The sequence below is a fragment of the Microbacterium sp. 05T445 genome, from assembly GCF_056395865.1.
The window spans coordinates 179,656-200,860 of record NZ_JBFTKJ010000002.1; the positions used below are offsets into that span (position 1 = coordinate 179,656).

Here is a 21,205-nt window from a genome sequence, read left to right on the forward strand (position 1 = left end):
GCTCCACGAGATGGCACAGGCAGCACGTAAGACGAACTGGTTCGCGATCTGGGTGACGGCGGGCGTCGTCGTGGCGCTGGTCCTCGTCACGGTGCTCGTCGTGACGCTGAACAACGCGGCGACCCCGAAGCCCCTCCCCACGGAGGTGAACACCCCCTCCGCATCGAACATCGACGCCGAGACGGGCGCGATCGCCGTCGGCAGCGGTGACAACCGCCTCGACACCTACCTCGACTTCATGTGCCCGATCTGCGGCCAGTTCGAAGAGGTGTACGGCCCCGAGATCGAGGGCATGGTCGACGACGGCAGCCTGACGCTCGGCATCCACCCGATCTCGATCCTCGACCGCGCGTCCAACGGCACGCAGTTCTCGACGCGGTCCGCGAACGCGGCGTACTGCGTCGCCGTGGAGGACGGCGACAAGTCGCTCGCGTTCATGCAGGCGATGTTCGCCGGCCAGCCGGAGGAGAACTCCAGCGGCCTGACCAACAAGGAGATCCTCGCGATCGCCTCGAGCGTCGGCGTGACCGGCATCGACTCGTGCGTCAACGACGGCACCTACGCCGGCTACGTGACCGAGATCACGGCCAAGACGCCGATCCAGCCCGGCGCGAGCGGAATCGCGACTCCGACGATCGCCGTCAACGGCCAGGTCATCGCGAACTCCTCGCTGCCGCCCGCAGGCCAGCTGTCGACGCTGTTCCAGTGATCCCGGAAGGAGAGCGGATGCCGCGGCTGCGGCATCCGCTCTCCTTTCTCCGTGCGGTCGCGTGACGCACCCCTGATAACTTCGGAGGATGTCTGGCCCGAAGACACCTCTCTTTCGCGTACCCGCGCTCGCCCTGGTCACCGCCCTCCTCATCCCGCTGGGCGTCGCGGTCGGCGCGCCTCCGGCCGCGGCAGTGGAGGGGGAGTGCCCGCCGGGATTCCTGCCGGGCCCTGGCAATGACAACGAGATCTGGACCGATGACAACGTCGCCGTCTTCGCGGGCGGCGACTTCCTCGCCGACGGCTCGGCGGCGGAGTCCGAAGGGCTCATGGTCGTGATGGGCGACGCCACCTTCGACAAGGACTCCGGTGGCAGGTTCAATGTCGGGTGGGTCGGCGTCGGTTCGGGAACCGCCCCGACCCCCGGAAGCGTCATGCTGGCCGTCGGCGGCGGCCTCCAGGTGGGCGGCTCGACCGTGCTCGACGTCGGGTCGGGCGCACGTGACGAGAACGGCGACCTCGTCGGCGGCGGCGTGGAGGTCGGGGGTGCGGCGCAGCCGACCTTCCCGGCCACGCAGTACGAGCTCAACAACGGCACGCTCGAGGTCGGCATGGGCGCCGACGCGGTCGCGGACTGGGCGACCTTCGGCGCCAGCATGGCGACCGACTCGGCCGCGTGGACGGCGATGCCCGACACGAACCCGAGCATCGTGGCCGGGGTGCAGCTCACGTTGACCGGGGACGGCACGTCTGACCTCCAGGTCTTCACGGTCACCGCCGCCCAGCTGAACGCGATCGGCGAGGTCTACTTCACGAACATCGCCGACGACGCCGGCGTCGTCATCAACGTCGTCGGCACGGAGCCGGTGACGTTCAGCCCGAACTACTTCGCCGAGGACGGCGTGCGGGCCGACGACATGACGTCTCCGCTGTTCGGCCAGGTGTCGCAGCGGACGATGTGGAACTTCGCCGACACGACGAGCGTGACCTTCGGCGGCTCGAGTCAGTTCCTCGGGTCGGTCCTCGCGCCGTCGGCGGACTTCGACATCACCGCGAGCATGAACGGCCGTGTCTACGCCGGCGGCGACATCCACATGCACGGCGTCGGCAACGAGTTCCACAACTACCCGTGGAACGGCGGCGACGACTACGACTGCATCCCGGCCCCGGACATCGATGGGCTCGGCGCGGTGACGCTCACCAAGGTGCTCGAGAGCACCGGGGTGGTCGCTGCGGACCGGGAGTTCTACGGCTGGATCGAGTGCCACGGGGACGGCATCGAGGGCGAGTACTACAAGGAGGGCGTCATCCGGGCGGGGGATACCCTCACGCTGACCGATCTGCCGGTCGGCTCGGTGTGCCGGATCTTCGAGGACCCGGAGCGTGTGCGGCCCCTCCAGGGCCCCCTGCTCCCGGGCTTCGTCTGGGCGGAGCCCGTATGGACCATCAACGGCGTGGTCGTCGAGGTGCCGGAGTTCACGGTGGTCGATCCCGATGACCCGACGCAGGTGGCAATCACGCTCGCTAACACGCTGCTCGGGCGGTTCTCCGTGACGAAGGTCGTCGACGGGCCCGAGGGCGCCTACATCGGCACCCGCCCCTTCGAGATCTCGTACACGTGCGACGCCGAGGCGTTCGACGACACCGGCCGCCCGCTCGGCGACGGCTCCGACACCGGAGTGTTCGATATCGAGGCCGGACAGACCGCGACGAGCCCCTGGTACCCGGTGGGCACCACCTGCCGCGTCGCCGAGCAGACCCCGACGGTCCTCCCGGGAGATTTCGCCGGCGACGAGCAGTGGCAGACGCCGACCATCGACCCGGACGCGATCACGATCGGGGCCGGCGACCTCTCGCCGGTGACGGTGCAGGTGACGAACACCTTCAGCGCACCGGTCGAACGCACGGGGTCCTTCACGATCGACAAGGTCGTGCGCAACCCCGAGGCCCTCTCGTTCGACGATGCGTTCCGCGGCGGGTGGACGTGCACGCTCGGCGACCAGCGCCTGTCGGGCACGTGGTCGGTGAGCTCCACCGGGGCACCGGTCGTCGTCTCCGGCATCCCCGTCGGCGCCCAGTGCGCCGTCAGCGAGGACGCCCCCGCGGCGCCTGCGGGCGGAGGCACCTGGTCGGCTGCGGTGATCTCGCCCGCGACCTTCACGATCGCCGACGAATCCACCGTCATCGCGGTGACGGTGACCAACACGCTGCGCGGTGACCTTCCGGCCACGGGCGGGAGCGTCCCGTGGTGGGCGATAGGTCTCGGCGGGACGCTCCTGGTGGCGGGCGCAGCCGTCACGACGCTCGCGATCGCCCGGCGCCGCAAGGGCTGAGCCGGCGAGGGGCGCCGCCTCGGGTCAGGTTGCCGAGGCATCCGCTATCACGTATGCTTGTTCTTTGGTGCGTTGCGCCTTCATTGGCGTGTCGTAGCACCGATCCCATCCACCGCAGATCGACCGGTCTGCACAAGTGTTAGCGAGCGTATGGCGAAGAAAGACGGTGTCATCGAGATCGAGGGCGTCGTGTCCGAGGCTCTGCCCAATGCGATGTTCCGCGTTGAGCTCTCCAACGGACACAAGGTTCTCGCCACGATCTCAGGCAAGATGCGGCAGAACTACATCCGCATCATCCCCGAGGACCGTGTCGTCGTGGAGCTGTCGCCCTACGACCTCACCCGCGGGCGCATCGTCTACCGCTACCGCTAGACCGGTCGAGAAGTAACACCCCTGCTTCGACAGGCTCAGCAACCGAGTCCGAGAAGTATGCCCGGTGAAGACAGCGAAGAGAAGAAATCATGAAGGTCAACCCCTCCGTCAAGCCCATCTGCGACCACTGCAAGGTCATCCGTCGCCACGGTCGCGTCATGGTGATCTGCAAGAGCAACCCGCGTCACAAGCAGCGCCAGGGCTGACCTCAGGTCTGACCGGATGCCGCGGCACGCGGCATCCGGCTCCCCACAACTGAATACGAACTCAGGCAGCGTCAGAACCTCTCCGGAGGGGACACCTCGGGCTGGGGGCCCGGGCACCGACACTGCTCCACACCTCCACCAACTCTCAGGAGAACCGCATGGCACGTCTTGCCGGCGTTGACATCCCGCGCGACAAGCGCGTGGTGATCGCCCTCACGTACATCTACGGCGTGGGCCGTACCCGCTCGAACGAGATCCTCAAGGCGACGGAGATCGACGAGAACATCCGCGTCAAGGACCTCAGCGACGACCAGCTCGTCGCGCTCCGCGACTACATCGAAGGCAACTACAAGGTCGAGGGTGATCTCCGCCGCGAGGTCGCCGCCGACATCCGCCGCAAGGTCGAGATCGGCTCCTACGAGGGTCTGCGCCACCGTCGCGGCCTCCCGGTGCGCGGTCAGCGCACGAAGACCAACGCACGTACCCGCAAGGGCCCGAAGCGCACCGTCGCCGGCAAGAAGAAGGCGCGCTAAGGCGCGGCCCCCAGGGTTTAGGAGAACACGCACATGGCACAGGCCAAGTCCGCCGCGCGCAAGCCGCGCCGCAAGGAGAAGAAGAACATCGCGCTGGGCCAGGCCCACATCAAGTCGACGTTCAACAACACGATCGTCTCGATCACCGACCCGTCGGGCGCCGTCATCAGCTGGGCGTCGTCGGGTGGCGTGGGCTTCAAGGGCTCGCGCAAGTCGACGCCGTACGCCGCCGGCATGGCCGCGGAGTCCGCTGCCCGCCAGGCGCAGGAGCACGGTGTCAAGAAGGTCGACGTCTTCGTGAAGGGCCCGGGTTCGGGCCGCGAGACCGCGATCCGTTCGCTCACGGCTGCCGGCCTCGAGGTCGGCTCGATCCAGGACGTGACGCCGCAGGCCCACAACGGCTGCCGTCCGCCCAAGCGCCGCCGCGTCTGACATCCCGGAGCCGGGGCACCGTCACGGTGCCCCGGCTGCCACACGCTTACGGATGCCTCTGCCCGAGGCATCCCGATCAAAACTCAACACCTCACTCACCGCACGTGTCATATAGCGGGCACGTGATCGAAAGGAACACATAGTGCTCATCGCACAGCGTCCCACTCTGACCGAGGAGAAGATCGGGGAGTTCCGCAGCCGTTTCGTCATCGAGCCGCTCGAGCCCGGCTTCGGTTACACGATCGGCAACGCGCTGCGTCGCAGCCTCCTGTCGTCCATCCCCGGCGCAGCCGTGACGTCGATCCGCATCGACGGCGTCCTCCACGAGTTCAGCACCATCCCGGGTGTCAAGGAGGATGTCACCGAGATCATCCTCAACATCAAGCAGCTGGTCGTCTCCAGCGAGCGCGACGAGCCCATCACCGCGTACCTGCGCAAGACCGGCGCCGGTGAGGTCACCGCCGCCGACATCTCGGCGCCGGCCGGTGTCGAGGTGCACAACCCCGAGCTCGTCATCGCGACGCTCAACGACACCGCCAAGTTCGAGCTCGAGCTCACCATCGAGCGTGGCCGCGGCTACGTCTCGGCCACGCAGAACCGCAACGAGTACGCCGAGGCCGGTCAGATCCCGGTCGACTCGATCTACTCGCCGGTCCTGAAGGTCTCGTACCGCGTCGACGCGACGCGTGCCGGTGAGCGCACCGACTTCGACAAGCTCGTGCTGGACGTCGAGACCAAGTCCTCGATCGCCCCGCGCGACGCCGTCGCGTCGGCCGGTCGCACGCTGACGGAGCTCTTCGGCCTGGCCCGCGAGCTCAACGTCGAGGCCGAGGGCATCGAGATCGGCCCCGCGCCGGTCGAGACCGTCCTGTCGAACGAGCTGTCGATGCCCATCGAGGACCTCGACCTGTCGGTGCGTTCGTACAACTGCCTCAAGCGCGAGGGCATCAACACCGTGTCGGAGCTCGTCGCCCTCTCGGAGACGCAGCTCATGAACATCCGCAACTTCGGTCAGAAGTCGGTCGACGAGGTGCGCGACAAGCTCGTCTCGCTCGGCCTGTCACTGAAGGACTCGGTCCCCGGGTTCGACGGCGCGCACTTCTACGGCGGCTACGACGACGAGACCGTCTGATCCCGCCGGTTTTCCGACCGACTTTTCCCCACTGGAGTAACTGAGAATGCCCAAGCCCACCAAGGGTCCCCGCCTCGGAGGCGGCCCCGCCCACGAGCGCCTGCTGCTTGCGAACCTGGCCGCCGCGCTGTTCACCCACAAGTCGATCAAGACGACCGAGACCAAGGCCAAGCGCCTGCGTCCGCTCGCCGAGCGCCTCATCACGTTCGCGAAGCGCGGCGACCTGCACGCGCGTCGCCGCGTGCTGTCGGTCATCGGTGACAAGGAAGTCGTGCACGTCCTGTTCACCGAGATCGCGCCGCTGGTCGCGGACCGTGAGGGCGGCTACACCCGCATCACCAAGGTCGGCAACCGCAAGGGCGACAACGCGCCCATGGCCGTGATCGAGCTCGTCCTCGAGCCCGTGAACAAGAAGCCGTCGGCGAAGAAGGCCGCCGCCGCCAAGGCTGCTCCGGCCGCCGAGGAGGCTCCGGTCGAGGAGGCTCCCGTCGAGGAGACGCCCGCCGCCGACGAGGCCGGCGCCGAGTCGCAGGAAGAGGGCGCTGCCGCCGAGGCTGCTGCCGAGGAGGCCGTCGAGGCTCCCGCCGAGGAGAAGTCCGAGTAATCGGGCCGCCGGGCGTCGCCGCCCGGCAGGTCGCGGCACACGTGCCCGGCCACCCTTGCACCGCGAGACCCGTCACCCGTCAGGGTGGCGGGTCTCGCTGCGTCTGCGGACGAGGAGCGGATGCCGTGGGCCCGTTCTCGCTGAGGGTGGCGGCACGGCGGTCGCGACGCCCTGCGGCGCGTCCTGACCCGGCGCTCTCGCCGGCGGAGGGACGTCGCGTCCTGCGACCCGTCGCGGGACGGGCGCTCCGCCGGCGGGAGGAGCGCGGCAGCACCGCGACGGTGCGCCGTGGCGGCCCTGCGCCCTGGCCGGACTACGGCGTGAGGTCGAGGCCGAGCTGCTCCTCGGCGGCGCGGGTGTAGTCCGCGGCGCGCTCGCGGCGCTCGTCGGCGAGCTCGTCGACGGCCTGGGCCACGGTGTCGGCGAAGATCTGCCCGCCCGCGCTTCCAGGATGGATGCGGTCTCCGGCGAGAAGGTCCTCGTGCGGGGCGATGGCGCCGGACCAGTCCGCCACGACGACGTTGCTGCGTGCGTCGGCGAAGGCCTGCAGCTCGGCGTTGACGCCCGGGATCCAGTCGCGCGGGGCGTAGGCGTTGACGAGCACGAGCCCGCGCTGCGGGCCCACCGTGGACGCCAGCTGCCCCAGCGTGGCCGGGTCGATCGGACCGTTCGTACCCAGCGCCACGACCACGTAGGGCCGCAGGCGGCCCGACGCGTCGAGCGAGTCCAGAATGCCGGGCCCCGCGCGCATCGGACGGGACACCTCCGCGTCGACCTCGATGCCGGGCAGGCGCTCGACCAGGCCGCCGGCGGAGGCCAGCATCACCGAATCGCCGACCGCGCTGATCTGATCGCCGGGAACCTCATCGGGCGCGGAGGAAGCGGCATCCGAGTCCGCGTCCGATCCCGGACGGGGAGCCAGCGGTGCCGGCGGATCGTCCTTCGCCGCCTCGAGCGCGGCTCTGCCGGCCGCGACGGCCGCCTCGGCGCTGGACTGATCGGGGGCCGCAGCCAGGGCCGCGCCGGTGCCGGCCAGCATGAGCAGGCCGGCCAGCGCGAAGCCGAGCGCGCGCATGCGCCCGCGGGGTCCGCCCCGGAGACGGGCCAGCAGCGTGCCCATCGACGCGCGCAGGCGCCGCCGGCGCACCGGCGTCTCGATGAAGCGGTACGACACCGCAGCCGCGGCGAGGGTGGCCGCGAGCACGGCGAGCCCGGTCAGCGGAGGAACGGATGCCGTGGAGCCCGTGCCGTGGAGCGCGGCCATCGCGAGCACGAGCAGCGGCCAGTGCCACAGGTAGATGCCGTACGAGCGGTCGCCGACCCACCGCAATGCGCGTACATCGAGGGCGCGTCCGAACCAGGAGCCGGGCCACACGCCCGCGGTGATGGCGACGGCGCTCAGCAGGCTGGCGACCAGGAGCATGCCCGGGAACGTCGCCGCGGAGTCTCCCGGCGGGAGCATGGTGAGGGCGACGAGCCACACCAGGGCGAGCACGCCGAGCCCTCCCGTGATGTGTCGCGCCGCGGGGGCGTCGACCCAGCCGGGCCGGGTCGCGGCCGGGCGCGGAGCCGACGGCGGGAGCACGATGCGCCAGCGAGGCCCTTTGCCCGCGCCGGCGGGTGCGGCCAGGACGCCGTCGACAGAGGGCACCCGTGCCGCAGCGGGACGCCACAGCGGTTGCAGCAGGAAGGCCAGGCCGACACCCAGCAGCAGCCCGAACGCATGCGTGTCGGTCCCGAAGTAGGCGCGGGTCGGGTCATCGCCCCCGGCGACCACGACGCCCATCCACACGGCCGACGCCGTGGCGAGGGCGAAGGCGGCCGCGGTGCGCATCCACGCGCGCGGCAGCAGCAGGAACAGCGGGAACAGCAGCGGCCAGAGCACGTAGAACTGCTCTTCGACCGCCAGCGACCAGAAGTTGCGGAACAGCTCGGGGGCCGTCGCCGAGAAGTAGCCGCCGCCTGCGGCGATCGACAGCCAGTTGTAGCTGAAGGTGGCAGCCCCCAGCACCTGGGCGTCCAGGCTCACCAGCACGTCGCCGCCCACGATCCATGCCAGCGTCGAGCAGACCGCGACGACCACCGCCAGCGCCGGGAGCAGCCGTCGGACGCGCCGCTGCCAGAAGCGGCCCAGCGCGATGCGCCCGATCGCGGTGCGCTCGCGCAGCAGCAGGCTCGTGATCAGGAATCCGCTGATGACGAAGAACACGTCGACCCCCACGAAGCCGCCCGGAAGCAGTGCGGGCGGGAACAGGTGGTACACCACCACCAGCCCTACGGCGATCGCGCGCATGCCGTCGAGCCCGGCGAAGCGGGCGGCGGGGAGGAGTGAGGGCGCGGTCGACGTCATGGGTTCTGTGCGAACGGAAGGGGAGGGGAACGGCAATTCTACGTCGGCTGCCTGTGGCCTCCCCGCGCGAGGCCGGTGCGGCGGGCGATGCGCGGGCCCGGTGGTGCCGCGTCGTCGGCGTGGAGCCCGTCGGTAGGCTGGGCGGGTGCGGATCCGCCTCGACATCGCCTACGACGGCACGCAGTTCCGCGGATGGGCGCGCCAGCCGCGGCTGCGCACCGTGCAGGAGACCCTCGAGTCCGCGCTCGCCCGCGTCGTCGGCGGCGATCCCCGGCTCGTGGTCGCCGGACGCACCGATGCGGGAGTGCACGCGTCGGGACAGGTCGCCCACGTCGACCTCGACCAGGCGCAGCAGCAGCGCATGCTCGTCCGGCACGCGCGTCCGTCCGCCGAGCCGCCCACCGTCCACGACCGCGCCGGCGCGCTCGCGGCCCGCATGACCGGTGTGGTCGGCGCGTACGCGGACGTGGCCGTGCTGCGCTCGGCCGTCGCCGCCGAGGGGTTCGACGCGCGGTTCTCGGCCGTGTGGCGCCGCTACCAGTACCGCATCGCCGACACGGTGACCGGATACGACCCGCTCGAGAGGCACCGCACCACCTCGGTGCGGGCGCCGCTGGACGCGGAGGCGATGGATGCCGCGGCCCGCGCCCTCATCGGGCTGCACGACTTCGCCGCCTACTGCAAGCCCCGCGAAGAGGCGACGACGATCCGGACGCTGCTCGAGTTCGACTGGCGTCGGGACCACGCCGGCGTGCTGGTCGCGAACGTCAAGGCCGACGCGTTCTGCCACAGCATGGTGCGCGCGCTCGTCGGAGCGTGCGTCGCCGTGGGCGAAGGGCGGCTCGACGTGGACGACGTCGTCGACATCCGCGATGCGCAGGAGCGGGTGCCCGAGGTGAAGGTGCTCGCGGCGCGCGGGCTCACGCTGACCGAGGTCGGCTACCCGGCCGACGACCTGCTGGCGCAGCGCGCCGAGCAGACGCGGGCGCGACGCGACCGGGAGTGACGTCCCGGCCGACGCCGGCGACCTGGCTAGACTGTCCGGACGCCCGGCGGGGCGGGTTCGGGGGTCGCATGCGCACGTTCTACCGGTTCGCCGGCATTCTCACCGCGGGGACGCTGGCCGCAGCCGCGTTGGCGGGATGCGGCCCGGCGCCGTGGGAAGAGGATGCCGGGGCGACGGCATCCGCCTCGCCCACGGCCGTCGCCACTCCCGTCCCGAACGATCTCTCGGGTGGCGCCACCCAGCGCGAGATCGTCGCCGGATCGGTCACGGCGACGATCGACTACTGGTCGACGCTGTCGATGGCCGACTGGACGGCCGAAGCGCTCAAGCCGGTGACCCTCTCGATGACGACGACCGTCGAGCCCGCCGACGGACAGAAGGTGTACCTGCAGCGGGTGACGATGACGGCCGTGCCGTCGTCGAAGTCGGGGCCGATGGACCCCCTCGACGCGCAGGTCGACGCCGCGACGGTCAGCCCCGGTTACCTCGTGCTCGACCCCTACAGCTACTCGCAGACGTTCACGGTCGGCCCCGTGCCTGCGGAGGCGACCTCTGTCGCCCTGCGGTTCAGCTACGACTTCCTGGTGCAGTCGACGCCCACGTCGAGCGATTACGCGAAGCAGACCGCGACGGACACGGTCACTGTAGCTCTGGCAGGTTGATCAGCCGTTCGACCACCGTGGCTCCCACGCGCTCCCACCGGTCGCCGCCCTTCTCGCTGGCCAGCGTCGCGGCCTCCCGGCCGGTGTACACCAGTGCCGCGAGGTCGTAGCCGAGCACGGATGCGGGAGCCCAGCCCGCGCTCGCCGTAGGTCGGATGGGGATCGCCCCGTCGACGTCGAGCAGCGTGACGCGCTGGAGGATCGCCTTCAGGAGGTCGCGCACTGCGACATCCGATCGCGGCACCAGTACGACCACCGTCCCGGGCGACGGCGAGCCGACGTCGGACTCCGCAGGGAACACCGCGCGCGCTTCGTCCTCGAAGCGCCGAGCCAGGTTCGCGAACGCGGTCGCGCCCGCCGTCTGCCTGATGTCGGCAGCATCGTCCAGGCGCAGATACACGATCGACCACGACTCCGCGTTGGTCTGCGCGCGGGCGAGTCGGTCCGTCGCGATGCCCTCGAACTGCTGCCATGCAGACGACACCGGCGCCGTGCGTGCGAGCCCGCTGTCGCGCGCGCTGGTGCCGACGACCGCGACCAGGGCGCAGGCGACGTAGATGAGCATCCCGATGGACGAGATCAGGCGCACCAGGACGAAGTCGTCGCCGCCGGAGGGAGGGAAGAACAACGCCGCCAGAAGCGTCGCCGCGCCGGTGACGAAGAACGCGATCGACACGATCGCGAGCGGCATGAGCAGGCGGTCGGCTCGGCGGGACGGCACGCGGATCCAGTCGAACGCGAACAGCCCCGCGAACACGGATGCCACGAAGAAGACGGCGCGGTAGGCGGTCGTGAACCACGCGACATCCGGAGCGACCGCCAGCGCGAGCGCGGAACCCGCAGCCACCGCCGCGCCGACCCACAGATGCGCGCGGGATCCCCACGCCGCGCGGAAACCCGACCACAGGAAGGCGGGAGCGCCCATGAGGGCACCCAGCGACGCACGACGGAGCACCTCGGCATCGTTGATCTCCCCGGCGACCACGCCGTAGGTGGCGATCATCGCGAGGGTGAACGCGAAGCTCCAGGCGAGCGTGGGCAGCCCCGGTCGCACTAGGAACGCGATGCCGATGGTGAGCGCGGTGGCGAGCGTCGTGATCACGGCCTGCGCGATGCCCAGATCGAACGCCGAGCCGGCGAGGAGGTCGGTCATGCGCGTCCCTTCGGGTGGTCCTGCGCGCCGGCACCCGCCGACCGCGGCAGACGCACCGCGACCGTGGTGCCCGCCCCGGCCACGCTCTCGATCGAGAGCGAGCCGCCGTGCGCGGTCACGATGTCGTTGGTGATGCCGAGACCGAGGCCGGTCCCGCCGGCGGTGTCCCGCGCGTCGGCGGCACGGAAGTACGGCGTCAGGATGTGGGGCAGATCGACCTCGGAGATGCCGATGCCGGTGTCGGTGACGGTGAGGGAGACCGCATCCGCGTCGGCGGAGCCCACGATGCGCACCTGTCCGTCGCGCGGCGTGTACTTGATCGCGTTGCTCACGACGTTGTCGACGACCTGGCGGAGCCGGAAGCCGTCGGCGGTGATCGGCAGCGGCTCGTCGACGCGCACGTCGATCGCCACATCGTGGGCGAGAGCGGTGGGGCGGAACGATGCGACGGAGTCCAGCAGGATCTGCCGCAGGTCGATGTCGTCCAGATCGTGGCGGCCGCCGAAACCCCCGCGGGACGTCGAGACCAGGCTGTCGGACATCTGCCGCATCCGTTCGCTCGCCGAGACGATCGTCTCGAACCGCTCCCGGGTGCGGGGGGTGAGATCGTCGAGCTCCAGCGCGAGCTCGGCGTTGCCGATCACGACGGTGAGCGGATGCTTCAGCTCGTGGGAGGCCATCGCGGTCAGGCGTTCGCGCTCGCGCTGCGCGTACGTCAGCGCCGTCACGTCGTGGACGAGCAGGAGGATGCTCGAGGACTCCTCGCCGTGCCTCGCGAGTCGCTTGGCTGTGACGGACAGCGCCCGCCAGTCGCCCTCCGGCGTGAACAGCCACACGGAGGCGGCGGTGAAGGTCTCGCCGCGGGTCGCACGCGTGAACGGGCGCTCCGACGGGGGGACCGGCATCCCTCGGAGAGCGGTGTACTCGACCGAGCGCGCCGGCAGCATCGGGTCGAGCGGATCCAGCCCGTACAGCCGCGCGTAGGCGTCGTTGACGGCGAGCACCGAGCCGTCGGAGGAGATGCGCGCGATGCCGGTGTCGACGCCGTTGAGGATCTCGGTGGTGCGCCGCTCCTGGTCGGAACGGCGGGCGAGCGTGGCGTTGAGGCGGCCAGCCTGCCGCCCCAGCAGGCGTCGCAACGACCGGGTGCGCCGGAGCGAGAGGTGGGCCGTGATGCCGATGAAGGTCAGCGACAGCAGCACCACGAACACCCGCAGCGCCGCGTTGCTCCCCGGATTCAGGGCCGAGTCGACCATCAGGATCAACCCGATCAGGGCGAGCACGGCGGCCAGCGCCGTCGCGCGGAAGTGCATCGCCACCCACATCACCGGGAAGCCCCACAGGTAGCCGAGCCGCAGCTCCGTACCGCTGGACATCAGCCCGATCGCCACCGCGTCGGCGAACGGGATCGCCAGCACGGCCTGCGGCGGGACCCGTGCCCACGGCACGGCGAGCGTGACGAGGGTGAGCGCGACGACCGAGAACGCGCCTACCAGGAAGTTCCAGCGACCGAACACGGCCGGCTGCAGCGCCATCACGAGGATGCACGTGAGGACGACACTCGCGGCCAGTACGAGCTGCGTCAGCCAGATCGACCGGGTGCGCGCGTCGGGCGTGCTCACGACGAACGTCGCCTGCGCCGACCCCCCGGTAGCCATGGACCGAGTCTATGCGGCCGGTTCGAGCGGGATCGGACGCCGGGCGGGGAGACGGCGGGGCTTTCTTGCGGAACCCTTGCGCCAACCTTGCGGTACCCCTCATGGCCCCTCGGCGGTCTCTTGCGGTCGGTCGCCAAGACTGGACATCGTCGCCGGACACCCCGGCGCTCCTGATCCGAAAGCGATGATCGTGACCGACCTCGTCCGCACCCGCAACGCGCAGATGCCCCACTCGGCGGCCTCCGGCGCGACGCACGGCGACCCCGCCGACGGTACGCCGCTCGGGTTCGCCGACGACTTCGACGCGGTGCTCGACGACACCTCGGTCCACCGTTCCACGATCGGCTGCGTCATCCCCGCGTACAACGAGGAGGAGTCGATCGCCCAGGTGATCTCGTCCCTGCTCGCCCAGACCCGCGTTCCCGACGTCATCCACGTCGTGGTCAACAACACGTCCGACCAGACCGTGAAGGTCGCCTCGCAGTTCGCCGGCCCGCACGAGATCGTCACCGATCTCGGCGAGCAGTTCACCGAGGTGTTCGTCCACGACATCGGCAAGAACCCCGACAAGAAGGTCGGTGCGCTCAACTACGGCTACACCCTCGTGGAGGGCTACGACTTCCTGCTCGGCGTCGACGGCGACACCGTGGCCGACGCGAAGGCGGTGGAGTACCTCGAGTCGGAGGCGACCTCCGACAGCCGCATCGGCGGCATCTCGGCGATCTACTCGATCGACGAGAAGCCGATCAAGGGCGGGATCGCGAAGTTCCTCATCACGGGTCAGCGCGCGCAGTTCGCGGCCTTCAACCTCCACAATCTGCTGCGCGGCCGCAACATGGCGGTGCTCGGCGGGCAGTTCTCGATCTTCTCCACGCAGGCGCTGCGCGAGGTCATGAAGCAGAACCGTCAGTCGACGCCGTGGGTGAAGGACTCCGAGGTCGAGGACTCGCTGCTGTCGCTGCAGATCAAGAGCGCCGGCTACCTCACCAAGATCAGCCCGTTCGCCCGCGCCGACGTCGGCGGCATGACCACGCTGCGGGCACTGGACGCCCAGCAGGTGAAGTGGACGTACGGTGCGATCGAGCTCATGTGGCCCGGTCAGCGGGGCGACACCAAGGGGCAGCCGTTCCACCCCAACCTGCGGGTGCGGTGGCTCGAGAACTTCGGCATGCTCACCAACCTGTTCGTGCGCGTCGCGTTCGTCGCGCTGCTGGCAGGATCCCTGTCGATCGACGCGTTCGTGTTCTCGGCGTGGTGGCTGCTGCCGCCGGTCGTCGCGATCCTGCTGAACACCCGCATGGCGCTCACGATGGCAAACCGCACGCCGCGCGACATCCTGTTCGCTGTGACGCTCGTGCCCGCCGAGGTGTACATGTGGCTCCGTCTGAGCTACTTCGCCCGGTCCTGGACGCGCTTCCTGTCGCGCAAGAAGGTCGACAATTGGGCCATGCAGGCCAAGGCCGAGCGCGGGGCGGGGCTCGGCCATTGGACGCCGCTGATCGTCGCGGTCGCGGTGGTCGTCGCGATGGTCGTCATCTGGTCGATGCTCGGCCCGATGGTGCAGTCCACGATCCTGTGGATCGGCTGGCCGATCGTGGGGGTCGTCACGGTGCTGCAGACCCTGTCCATGTTCTTCAAGCTCATCCGTCGCCAGCACGGATACAAGGTCTGATGCGTCACCCGAGCGTGTCGGAACTGGGGAGAGGCGCCGCAGCTGGGGAGCCGGCGCCGGGGGAGGAGGCGAGGGCATCCGTGCCCGAACACGGAGGCCCTCGCCAAAGCCGGTGAGGCATCCGCTCGTCTGGGGCGAGCGGATGCCTCCACCACCGGAGCCGGGGAGGCTCAGACCGCGTCGGACGTGAGGCGGTAGCCGACGCCGCGGACGGTCTCGATGTACCGGGGGTTGGCGGCGCTGTCGCCGAGCTTGCGCCGCAGATTCGTCATGTGCGCCTCGACGGCGCGCTTGTCGGCCTCGCCGACGAAGTAGCTCGTGACGTACGACTCGCCGCGGAGCACGAGCGTCAGGTCGGCCTTGCTGCGCACACGCCGCTTCGACTCCAGCAGCGTCGCCAGCAGGTCGAACTCGGTGCGGGTGAGGTCGAGCTCCGACCCGCCCAGCACCACGACGCGGTCCTCGGGGTGCAGGCGGAGGTCGCGGTGCACGAGCCACGTGCCGTCGGGTTCGCCCGCGGGTGCGGCGACCTCGGAGGGGACGGGGGATGCGGGTGCCGCCGACGGCGACGCGGGCGCCTCGTTCGCCGGCTGCGTGGGAATGGACGAGGTCGCCAGGCGTGCACCGGGGAACGAAGGCCCCACGCTGCCCTGCGCCGGGGGCGCGGCAGGCGCCGGCGCGCCGGGCGGGGTGGTGCGCGCGCGACGCAGCAGGGCCTCGACCCGAGCGCGGAGCTCGCGGGGACGGAACGGCTTGAGGAGGTAGTCGTCGGCGCCCGCACCCAGACCGGCGATGACATCGGCCTCGTCGCTCAGGCCCGTGAGCATGATGATGAACGTGTCGGACTGCGCCCGGATGCGGCGGGCCGCCTCGATCCCGTCGATTCCCGGCATGTTCACGTCGATCGTGGTGAGGACGGGCTTGTAGGTCAGCACGGCGCGGACGCCGTCGATGCCGTTGCCGACCGACACCGTGGAGAAGCCCGAGGACTCGAGCACCTCGGCGAGGACGTGACGGATCTCCGCGTCGTCCTCGATGATGACGGCGGTCTTCAGATCATCGGCTGGGGTGGTCACGTGCTGGGCGTCCTCTCTCGGACGGTCTCGGACGACTGCGCAGGACACCGACCCCAGCGCGGCCCCCGACGCGACGCAAACTACTTCCGATGCTACATGCCCGGGAATGCCTGATCCGGCGTTATTCCGCGATGGCGTCCCGGGTGAGCTCGACGGCGGCCTCCGGCCACCAGCGTCCCGCCGCCGGGCCACCGTTGCATTCCCCGTCGCTCTCGCCGGGCGGCTTGACCCACAGGTTGGTGTCGACGACGTCGTCGCCGAGCGATCCGCCGGGCTCACCCACGAGCCGCCCGGGGGGATTGCACCACTGGCCGTCGGACCCCGCCCCGTTGCGTGACGTGTCGATGACCGCGTGCAGCCCGTCGAGGTGCCGGGCGACCTCGTGCGCATAGGCGATCTCGTCGGCGGTGGCGCGGTAGTTCGACACGTTGGTCGCGAAGCCCCGGATGGCGCCGCCGCGCTCCGTCGTCGCGGCGTCCACCTGTGCGATGAGCCCCGCCATCTGCGCCGCCGGGAGCCAGGCGGAGTGCCCGCCGTCGACATAGATCCAGGTGCGCTCGCCGGTGATCGCCGCAGCGGCGTCCGACAGCTGGGCCACCCGTTCGGACACGTCGCCGCATTCGGGCGCGAGCGCGAGGCTGTCGGGCTCGAGGATCACGATCGGCCCGGTGTCGGCCGCCGCGCTCAGCGCGTCGCCGATCGCCCCGGTCCACTCGGTGTACTCGGCGGGCGCGAGCCCGCCCGCCGAGTGCCCGGAGCAGTCGCGGCCGGGAAGGCCGTAGACGACCACCGCGACCCGCGCGGACTGTCTCCGCGCCTCCTCCGCCAGGGCGGCGATGCGGTCCTCCACGACCTCGGTCGGGTCGGACTCGGGCGTCAGCCACACCGCGGTGGGCTGTGCGGCGAGGAATTCCGACGCGGCGTGCTCGGACGTGCCGTCCGCAGCCCCGGCCGCGGCGACCGCCGCCTTCGAATGGGCGGACGCGACGATCACGGTCCCCCGCTGCGGTGGCCCGGCCGCTGCGCCGATCGAGGACACGACCACCGCCACGACAAGGGCGGTCGCGGCGACGGCCAGGAGCGCCACCACCCCGACCACGGCGATCGTTCGGCGGGAGGTGGTCACGGGGGGACTCTAGCGGGCGGCGCGCGCGGAGCGGCGGCATCCGCGCCCCGCCGCCGTCACGCGGTGCGGGGTCTGGTGCCGCGCAGGCGCACGGCCGGCGCGGGGCGCCGGGCGGACGCGAGCGCCGAGCGGCCCCGTGCGGCACCGCTGCGTGCGGCTCCGATGAGGTCGAGCAGCGCGGCGGCCACCGGTTCCGCGGTCGCCGCGGTGTCGACGGCGCCGGCGACGACGACCGCCGCGCGCTCGAACTCCCTGGCGCGCTCGACCGCGGCCCGGCGCTCGGCGACCGTCAGGTCGGCGGCGGCATACTCGGCGCGCAGCCGCGCGCGCTCGTCCTCGTCCAATCCGGGCCGCGCGGCGCTGCGCTCCAGCGCCTCCGCGGCGTGGTTGCGGAGGAAGATGCTGCGGCGCAGTTCGCGCTCGACGTCCTCGCGGGCGAGGCGGCTCGCCGCCACGGCCTCGGCGAGGTCGGTGCGGGCGGGGGCGGCAGGGCTCGTGGCGGTCATGGTCTCTCCTGGGTCTGTCGGGCCGGCCGGCCCGCTCGAGGCGGACCGGAAACCGGGCACATCACCCCAGAGCGGCGGCTCCCGGTTTTCGTACATGGCACGTCAACTTCGTGCTCGCTGTGAGGTCTCGGTGCGGACGCCGCACGGACACCCGCGGGCGACATCGGCGGAATAGGCTGGCCTGGACATGAAGGTCATCTCGTACAACCTGCGCAAGCACCGGGCCGCGGGCGAGCTCGCCCACCTGGTGGAGCGCTACGGCGCCGACGTGCTGTGCCTGCAGGAGGCGGACACCACCGACATCCCCGAGGAGATCTCCGGGCTGCGGCTCGCGGAGTCCACGCAGCGCAACCGCCTGGGCCTGGCCGTCTACTTCCGCGAGAACACGTACCGCGCCGTCGAGGTGCGGGCCCTCGCCCTCAAGAAGTCCCTTCACGACCGTGTGCTCAAGCCCGCGGAGGAGCGGATGCTGGGGGTCCGGCTGCACGACATCGACGAGAACGCCGACGTCATCGTCGCCTCATTCCATGCCGCGCCCCTCACCGCCTTGAACTCGCTGCGGCGTCACCAGATCCGCACCGCGCTGGGGGAGCTGCAGCAGCTCGGCGAGGGAGTGCCGGCGCTGATGGTGGGCGACTACAACTACCCCGTGTTCAAGGAGAAGCTCGGTCAGCACGTGCGCGAGCAGGGCTACGAGCTGAACCTCAGCGACTCCCGCACCTACACCCGGTACCGCTTCTTCCGAGGCCACTACGACTTCGCGACGTCGGTCGGCTTCGAGATCGACCGCGTGCGCACGCTGCCGCAGGGCCTCAGCGACCACCTTCCGATCCTCGTCACCGCACACGCCGCCACCGGGGTGCGCCGGCTCGTCGAGGCTCCCGTGGAGACCGGCGCCGCGTAGCGGCTACGGCCGGCCCATGCCGAGGTAGGTCCATCCCGCGGCACGCCAGGCTGCGGCATCCCATCCGTTCCTGCCGTCGACGACGATCCGGCCGGCGGTGAGGGTCGCGGCGTGCTCGGGGGTGAGGTCGCGGCGGTACGCGTCCCATTCGGTGACCAGCACGACCGCGTCGGCGCCGCGGATCGCGTCGTCGCGCTCGGTGACGTAGGTGAGCTGCGGATGCAGCCGCCGCGCGTTCTCGATCGCCGCCGGGTCGGTCACCACGACGTCGGCACCGAGACCCTTCAGACGCACGGCGACCTCGAGTGCGGGCGAGTCGCGCACGTCGTCGCTGAACGGCTTGAAGGCGGCGCCCAGCACCGCGATCCGCTTGCCGTGGGGTGCGCCCCGCAGCCCTTCGACCACGAGCCCGACGGCGCGGTCCCGCCGGCGCAGGTTGATGGCGTCCACCTCGCGCAGGAACGCCACCGCCTCGCCGCGCCCGAGCTCTTCGGCCCGCGCCGAGAAGGCGCGGATGTCCTTGGGGAGGCAGCCGCCCCGAAGCCGATGCCGGCGCCGAGGTAGCGTCGGCCGATCCGGGTGTCGTAGCCGAGCGCGTCGGCGAGCTGCGTGACATCGGCACCGGCGACCTCAGCGATCTCTGCCATCGCGTTGATGAACGAGATCTTCGTCGCCAGGAAGGCGTTCGCGGCGACCTTCACCAGCTCGGCGGTGGCCCAATCGACGACGAGGAACGGGATGCCTGCAGCCACCGCCGGCTCGTACACCCGGCGCAGCGTGTCCGCCGCCGCCTCGCCGCGCGCGCCCGGCGCTGCGCCGACGACGAGCCGGTCCGGCTCGATCGTGTCCTTGACCGCCCACCCCTCGCGGAGGAACTCGGGGTTCCACACCAGCGTGGCTCCGGCGGTGTCGATCTGCGGCGCGAGGCGGGCGGCGGTGCCGACGGGGACCGTGGACTTGCCCGCCACGACGTCGCCCGGACGCAGCTGCGGCAGCAGGGCGTCGACCGCCGCGTCCACGTAGGCGAGGTCGGCCGCGTGCGATCCCTTCCGCTGCGGTGTCCCCACGGCGAGGAAGTGCACGTCGGCGCCGCGCGCCCGCGACATGTCCGTCGTGAAGGTCAGCCGTCCCGAGGCGATGCCGGCGGTGAGCAGACCCTGCAGGTCGGGTTCGAAGAAGGGAGCCTCGCCGCGGGAGAGCGCCTCGATCCTGGCCGCATCGACGTCGATTCCGACGACGTCGTGCCCGAGCGACGCCATCGCCGCGGCGTGGACGGCCCCCAGGTATCCGCAGCCGATGACCGACAGGCGCATGGTTCTCCGTCCCCGCGCGACCGTCGGGGACCGCGCGCGGGACAGGACTACAGCGGCGAGATGACCGCGCGGTTGCCGGTGCGTGGCCGGCGGGCGGCGGGCGGCTCTTGCCGCCGCCCGCGGATCACGTCGCGATGATCGCCGGGTCGGGGTCGGGCCACTTCTCGATGCCCTGCACCACCCAGAACGCGAAGAAGAGGACCAGGGCGAGGGCCTCCACGATCAGCACGACGGGCGCGCCGGACGCATCGGCCCACGGCAGCAGCACCGCATAGGCGATGAGCACCAGCACGAGGCCGGCGGCGATCGCGAGGTAGAGGATGCGGAACACGCGCGAGGGCTGCGGGCCGCGCCGCGGGAACGCGCTGAGCAGCGCCACCGCCGCGAACAGGGCGAAGAACGCGGTGGTCGCGACGAAGTGCGCGTACTGCAGGAACGCCTCGCGGGCGAAGCCCCACAACGCCGCGGTGAGTGCGAGGACGGCGACGGTGATGAGCAGCGACGGCCACACCGCGGCGAGCGACACCTGCCGGAGCAGGGCGAGCAGGAACACGACCGCGACGGTGAGCGCGCCCAGCACGAGGTACACGATCACGCCGTTCGCGGCATCCGCTTCGAACTGCGGCGGGAAGCAGCGCTCGGGGCACGGCAGGGCGACGCCGGGGACGACGCCCTGCGCGAGCGTGGTCGGCACGAGGGCGATGAGCGGTGCGAACAGCGCGGCCGCATCGAGCAGAGCACGCTCCGCGCCGTGCCCGGACAGGGCGAACAGGGCGAGGGATGCCGCGATCAGCGCACCCACGAACACGTCGCGTGCAGGAGTGTAGAAGTAGTCGCTCACCGAGGTGAGCCACCCGGCGGTGGCCGCGGCCTGACCCACCGCCACGAAGATCGCCACGACCGTGCCGGCGACGCCGATCCGCAGGTACCGGTAGGTGCGCTCGAGCGACGTGGAGGCGACGGTGCCGGTCATGCCGCCACGATAGCCGCGCCCGCCGACGGCGGCGCCCGCCCCGGCGGGCGTGCCGCGTCAGGAGCCGAAGTAGGCGCGGGCGTGCCGCGTCAGGAGCCGAAGTAGGCGCGTGCGTCCCGCGTGTAGAGCAGTGCCAGCCCGATGATCGACAGCGCCGCTCCGCCGAGCACCGACCAGAAGCTCTCGCCGGCGAACAGCCCGAGCGCCTCCAGCACGATGGTGATGGTGAAGACGATGGCCGCGATCGTGCGAGCGGTGGGGTTGCCGCGCCACAGCCCGACGCCCACCGCGAGGGTGACGATGCCCACGATGAGGCTCAGCCAGCCGAGGATCGCGGGCCACGTGATGAACAGGCCGGCGATGATCGCGAAGATCGACCCGATGATCTGGAAGAAGCCGGACAGCCACGCGATGATCGCGACGAGGGTCACACCGAGGGGTCGGTTGGTCATGCGGTTCTCCTCCGGTCGGGGCCGCCGGTGCGAC

General features: G+C 71.1%; 20 protein-coding genes and 1 pseudogene. 12 read left to right on the forward strand and 9 right to left on the reverse strand.

Going from position 1 to position 21,205, the window contains the following annotated elements:
* The first annotated feature begins 10 nt into the window (after positions 1-10).
* From AC1DDU_RS10360 to rplQ, 8 genes are all read left to right on the forward strand, one after another.
* Positions 11-709, forward strand: a complete 699-nt coding sequence (locus AC1DDU_RS10360) for a DsbA family protein (protein WP_477433765.1) — start codon at positions 11-13, stop codon at positions 707-709.
* An 88-nt stretch (positions 710-797) separates the two neighbouring features.
* On the forward strand, positions 798-3,041 hold the full coding sequence (locus AC1DDU_RS10365; protein WP_477433767.1) for a choice-of-anchor A family protein: 2,244 nt from the start codon (positions 798-800) through the stop codon (positions 3,039-3,041).
* Between the two features lie 150 nt (positions 3,042-3,191).
* Positions 3,192-3,413: a translation initiation factor IF-1 gene (gene infA, locus AC1DDU_RS10370; RefSeq protein ID WP_018171468.1), complete on the forward strand. Its 222-nt coding sequence runs from the start codon at positions 3,192-3,194 to the stop codon at positions 3,411-3,413.
* Between the two features lie 89 nt (positions 3,414-3,502).
* Complete coding sequence (rpmJ, locus tag AC1DDU_RS10375) at positions 3,503-3,619, forward strand: 50S ribosomal protein L36 (protein ID WP_005050492.1); 117 nt, start codon at positions 3,503-3,505, stop codon at positions 3,617-3,619.
* Positions 3,620-3,777: 158 nt separating this feature from the next.
* Positions 3,778-4,152, forward strand: coding sequence for a 30S ribosomal protein S13 (gene rpsM / locus AC1DDU_RS10380; RefSeq protein WP_141892573.1), 375 nt, complete (start codon positions 3,778-3,780; stop codon positions 4,150-4,152).
* A 33-nt stretch (positions 4,153-4,185) separates the two neighbouring features.
* Positions 4,186-4,584 (forward strand): 30S ribosomal protein S11, encoded by a 399-nt coding sequence (gene rpsK, locus AC1DDU_RS10385; protein WP_018171470.1) that lies wholly within the window; start codon positions 4,186-4,188, stop codon positions 4,582-4,584.
* Positions 4,585-4,726: 142 nt separating this feature from the next.
* Positions 4,727-5,716 (forward strand): DNA-directed RNA polymerase subunit alpha, encoded by a 990-nt coding sequence (locus tag AC1DDU_RS10390; protein ID WP_116194480.1) that lies wholly within the window; start codon positions 4,727-4,729, stop codon positions 5,714-5,716.
* Between the two features lie 46 nt (positions 5,717-5,762).
* On the forward strand, positions 5,763-6,320 hold the full coding sequence (gene rplQ, locus AC1DDU_RS10395; protein ID WP_477433770.1) for a 50S ribosomal protein L17: 558 nt from the start codon (positions 5,763-5,765) through the stop codon (positions 6,318-6,320).
* Positions 6,321-6,633: 313 nt separating this feature from the next.
* On the opposite strand, the gene AC1DDU_RS10400 is transcribed toward rplQ, so the two are convergent.
* A complete protein-coding gene (locus AC1DDU_RS10400; protein ID WP_477433772.1) occupies positions 6,634-8,670 on the reverse strand; it encodes an acyltransferase family protein in 2,037 nt (678 codons plus the stop codon).
* A 145-nt stretch (positions 8,671-8,815) separates the two neighbouring features.
* Between AC1DDU_RS10400 and truA the strand changes: the two genes are divergently transcribed.
* Both truA and AC1DDU_RS10410 read left to right on the forward strand, forming a co-directional pair.
* The gene (gene truA, locus AC1DDU_RS10405; protein WP_477433774.1) at positions 8,816-9,676 is read left to right on the forward strand and encodes a tRNA pseudouridine(38-40) synthase TruA; all 861 of its coding nucleotides are present in this window, start codon (positions 8,816-8,818) and stop codon (positions 9,674-9,676) included.
* A gap of 68 nt (positions 9,677-9,744) precedes the next feature.
* Entirely contained in the window at positions 9,745-10,338 is a 594-nt protein-coding gene (locus AC1DDU_RS10410; RefSeq protein WP_477433776.1) for a hypothetical protein, read from the forward strand.
* Here the strand turns inward: AC1DDU_RS10410 and AC1DDU_RS10415 are convergent.
* Together AC1DDU_RS10415 and AC1DDU_RS10420 are read right to left on the reverse strand one after the other, a co-directional pair.
* The gene (locus tag AC1DDU_RS10415) at positions 10,316-11,491 is read right to left on the reverse strand and encodes a hypothetical protein (RefSeq protein WP_477433777.1); all 1,176 of its coding nucleotides are present in this window, start codon (positions 11,489-11,491) and stop codon (positions 10,316-10,318) included. The two genes, AC1DDU_RS10410 and AC1DDU_RS10415, sit on opposite strands and share 23 nt — an antisense overlap.
* A complete protein-coding gene (locus AC1DDU_RS10420; RefSeq protein WP_477433779.1) occupies positions 11,488-13,149 on the reverse strand; it encodes a sensor histidine kinase in 1,662 nt (553 codons plus the stop codon). Before AC1DDU_RS10420 ends, AC1DDU_RS10415 begins: the two co-directional genes overlap by 4 nt.
* 223 nt (positions 13,150-13,372) lie before the next feature.
* Here AC1DDU_RS10420 and AC1DDU_RS10425 point away from each other — a divergent pair, with 223 nt between their 5' ends.
* A complete protein-coding gene (locus AC1DDU_RS10425) occupies positions 13,373-14,821 on the forward strand; it encodes a glycosyltransferase family 2 protein (protein WP_477436793.1) in 1,449 nt (482 codons plus the stop codon).
* A 170-nt stretch (positions 14,822-14,991) separates the two neighbouring features.
* On the opposite strand, the gene AC1DDU_RS10430 is transcribed toward AC1DDU_RS10425, so the two are convergent.
* The 3 genes from AC1DDU_RS10430 to AC1DDU_RS10440 all read right to left on the reverse strand — a co-directional run bounded on the left by AC1DDU_RS10430 (position 14,992) and on the right by AC1DDU_RS10440 (position 17,529).
* On the reverse strand, positions 14,992-15,897 hold the full coding sequence (locus AC1DDU_RS10430; RefSeq protein WP_477433781.1) for a response regulator transcription factor: 906 nt from the start codon (positions 15,895-15,897) through the stop codon (positions 14,992-14,994).
* A 121-nt stretch (positions 15,898-16,018) separates the two neighbouring features.
* Complete coding sequence (locus AC1DDU_RS10435) at positions 16,019-17,023, reverse strand: glycoside hydrolase family 6 protein (protein ID WP_477433782.1); 1,005 nt, start codon at positions 17,021-17,023, stop codon at positions 16,019-16,021.
* Between the two features lie 56 nt (positions 17,024-17,079).
* The gene (locus tag AC1DDU_RS10440) at positions 17,080-17,529 is read right to left on the reverse strand and encodes a hypothetical protein (protein WP_477433784.1); all 450 of its coding nucleotides are present in this window, start codon (positions 17,527-17,529) and stop codon (positions 17,080-17,082) included.
* A 187-nt stretch (positions 17,530-17,716) separates the two neighbouring features.
* Between AC1DDU_RS10440 and AC1DDU_RS10445 the strand changes: the two genes are divergently transcribed.
* Positions 17,717-18,433, forward strand: a complete 717-nt coding sequence (locus AC1DDU_RS10445) for an endonuclease/exonuclease/phosphatase family protein (protein ID WP_477433786.1) — start codon at positions 17,717-17,719, stop codon at positions 18,431-18,433.
* A 3-nt stretch (positions 18,434-18,436) separates the two neighbouring features.
* Here AC1DDU_RS10445 and AC1DDU_RS10450 read toward each other — a convergent pair.
* From AC1DDU_RS10450 to AC1DDU_RS10460, 3 genes and pseudogenes are all read right to left on the reverse strand, one after another.
* Positions 18,437-19,746 (reverse strand): annotated as a pseudogene (locus AC1DDU_RS10450) (UDP-glucose dehydrogenase family protein).
* Positions 19,747-19,870: 124 nt separating this feature from the next.
* Complete coding sequence (locus tag AC1DDU_RS10455; RefSeq protein ID WP_477433788.1) at positions 19,871-20,719, reverse strand: hypothetical protein; 849 nt, start codon at positions 20,717-20,719, stop codon at positions 19,871-19,873.
* An 89-nt stretch (positions 20,720-20,808) separates the two neighbouring features.
* Entirely contained in the window at positions 20,809-21,171 is a 363-nt protein-coding gene (locus AC1DDU_RS10460; protein WP_477433790.1) for a hypothetical protein, read from the reverse strand.
* Positions 21,172-21,205: the final 34 nt, after the last annotated feature.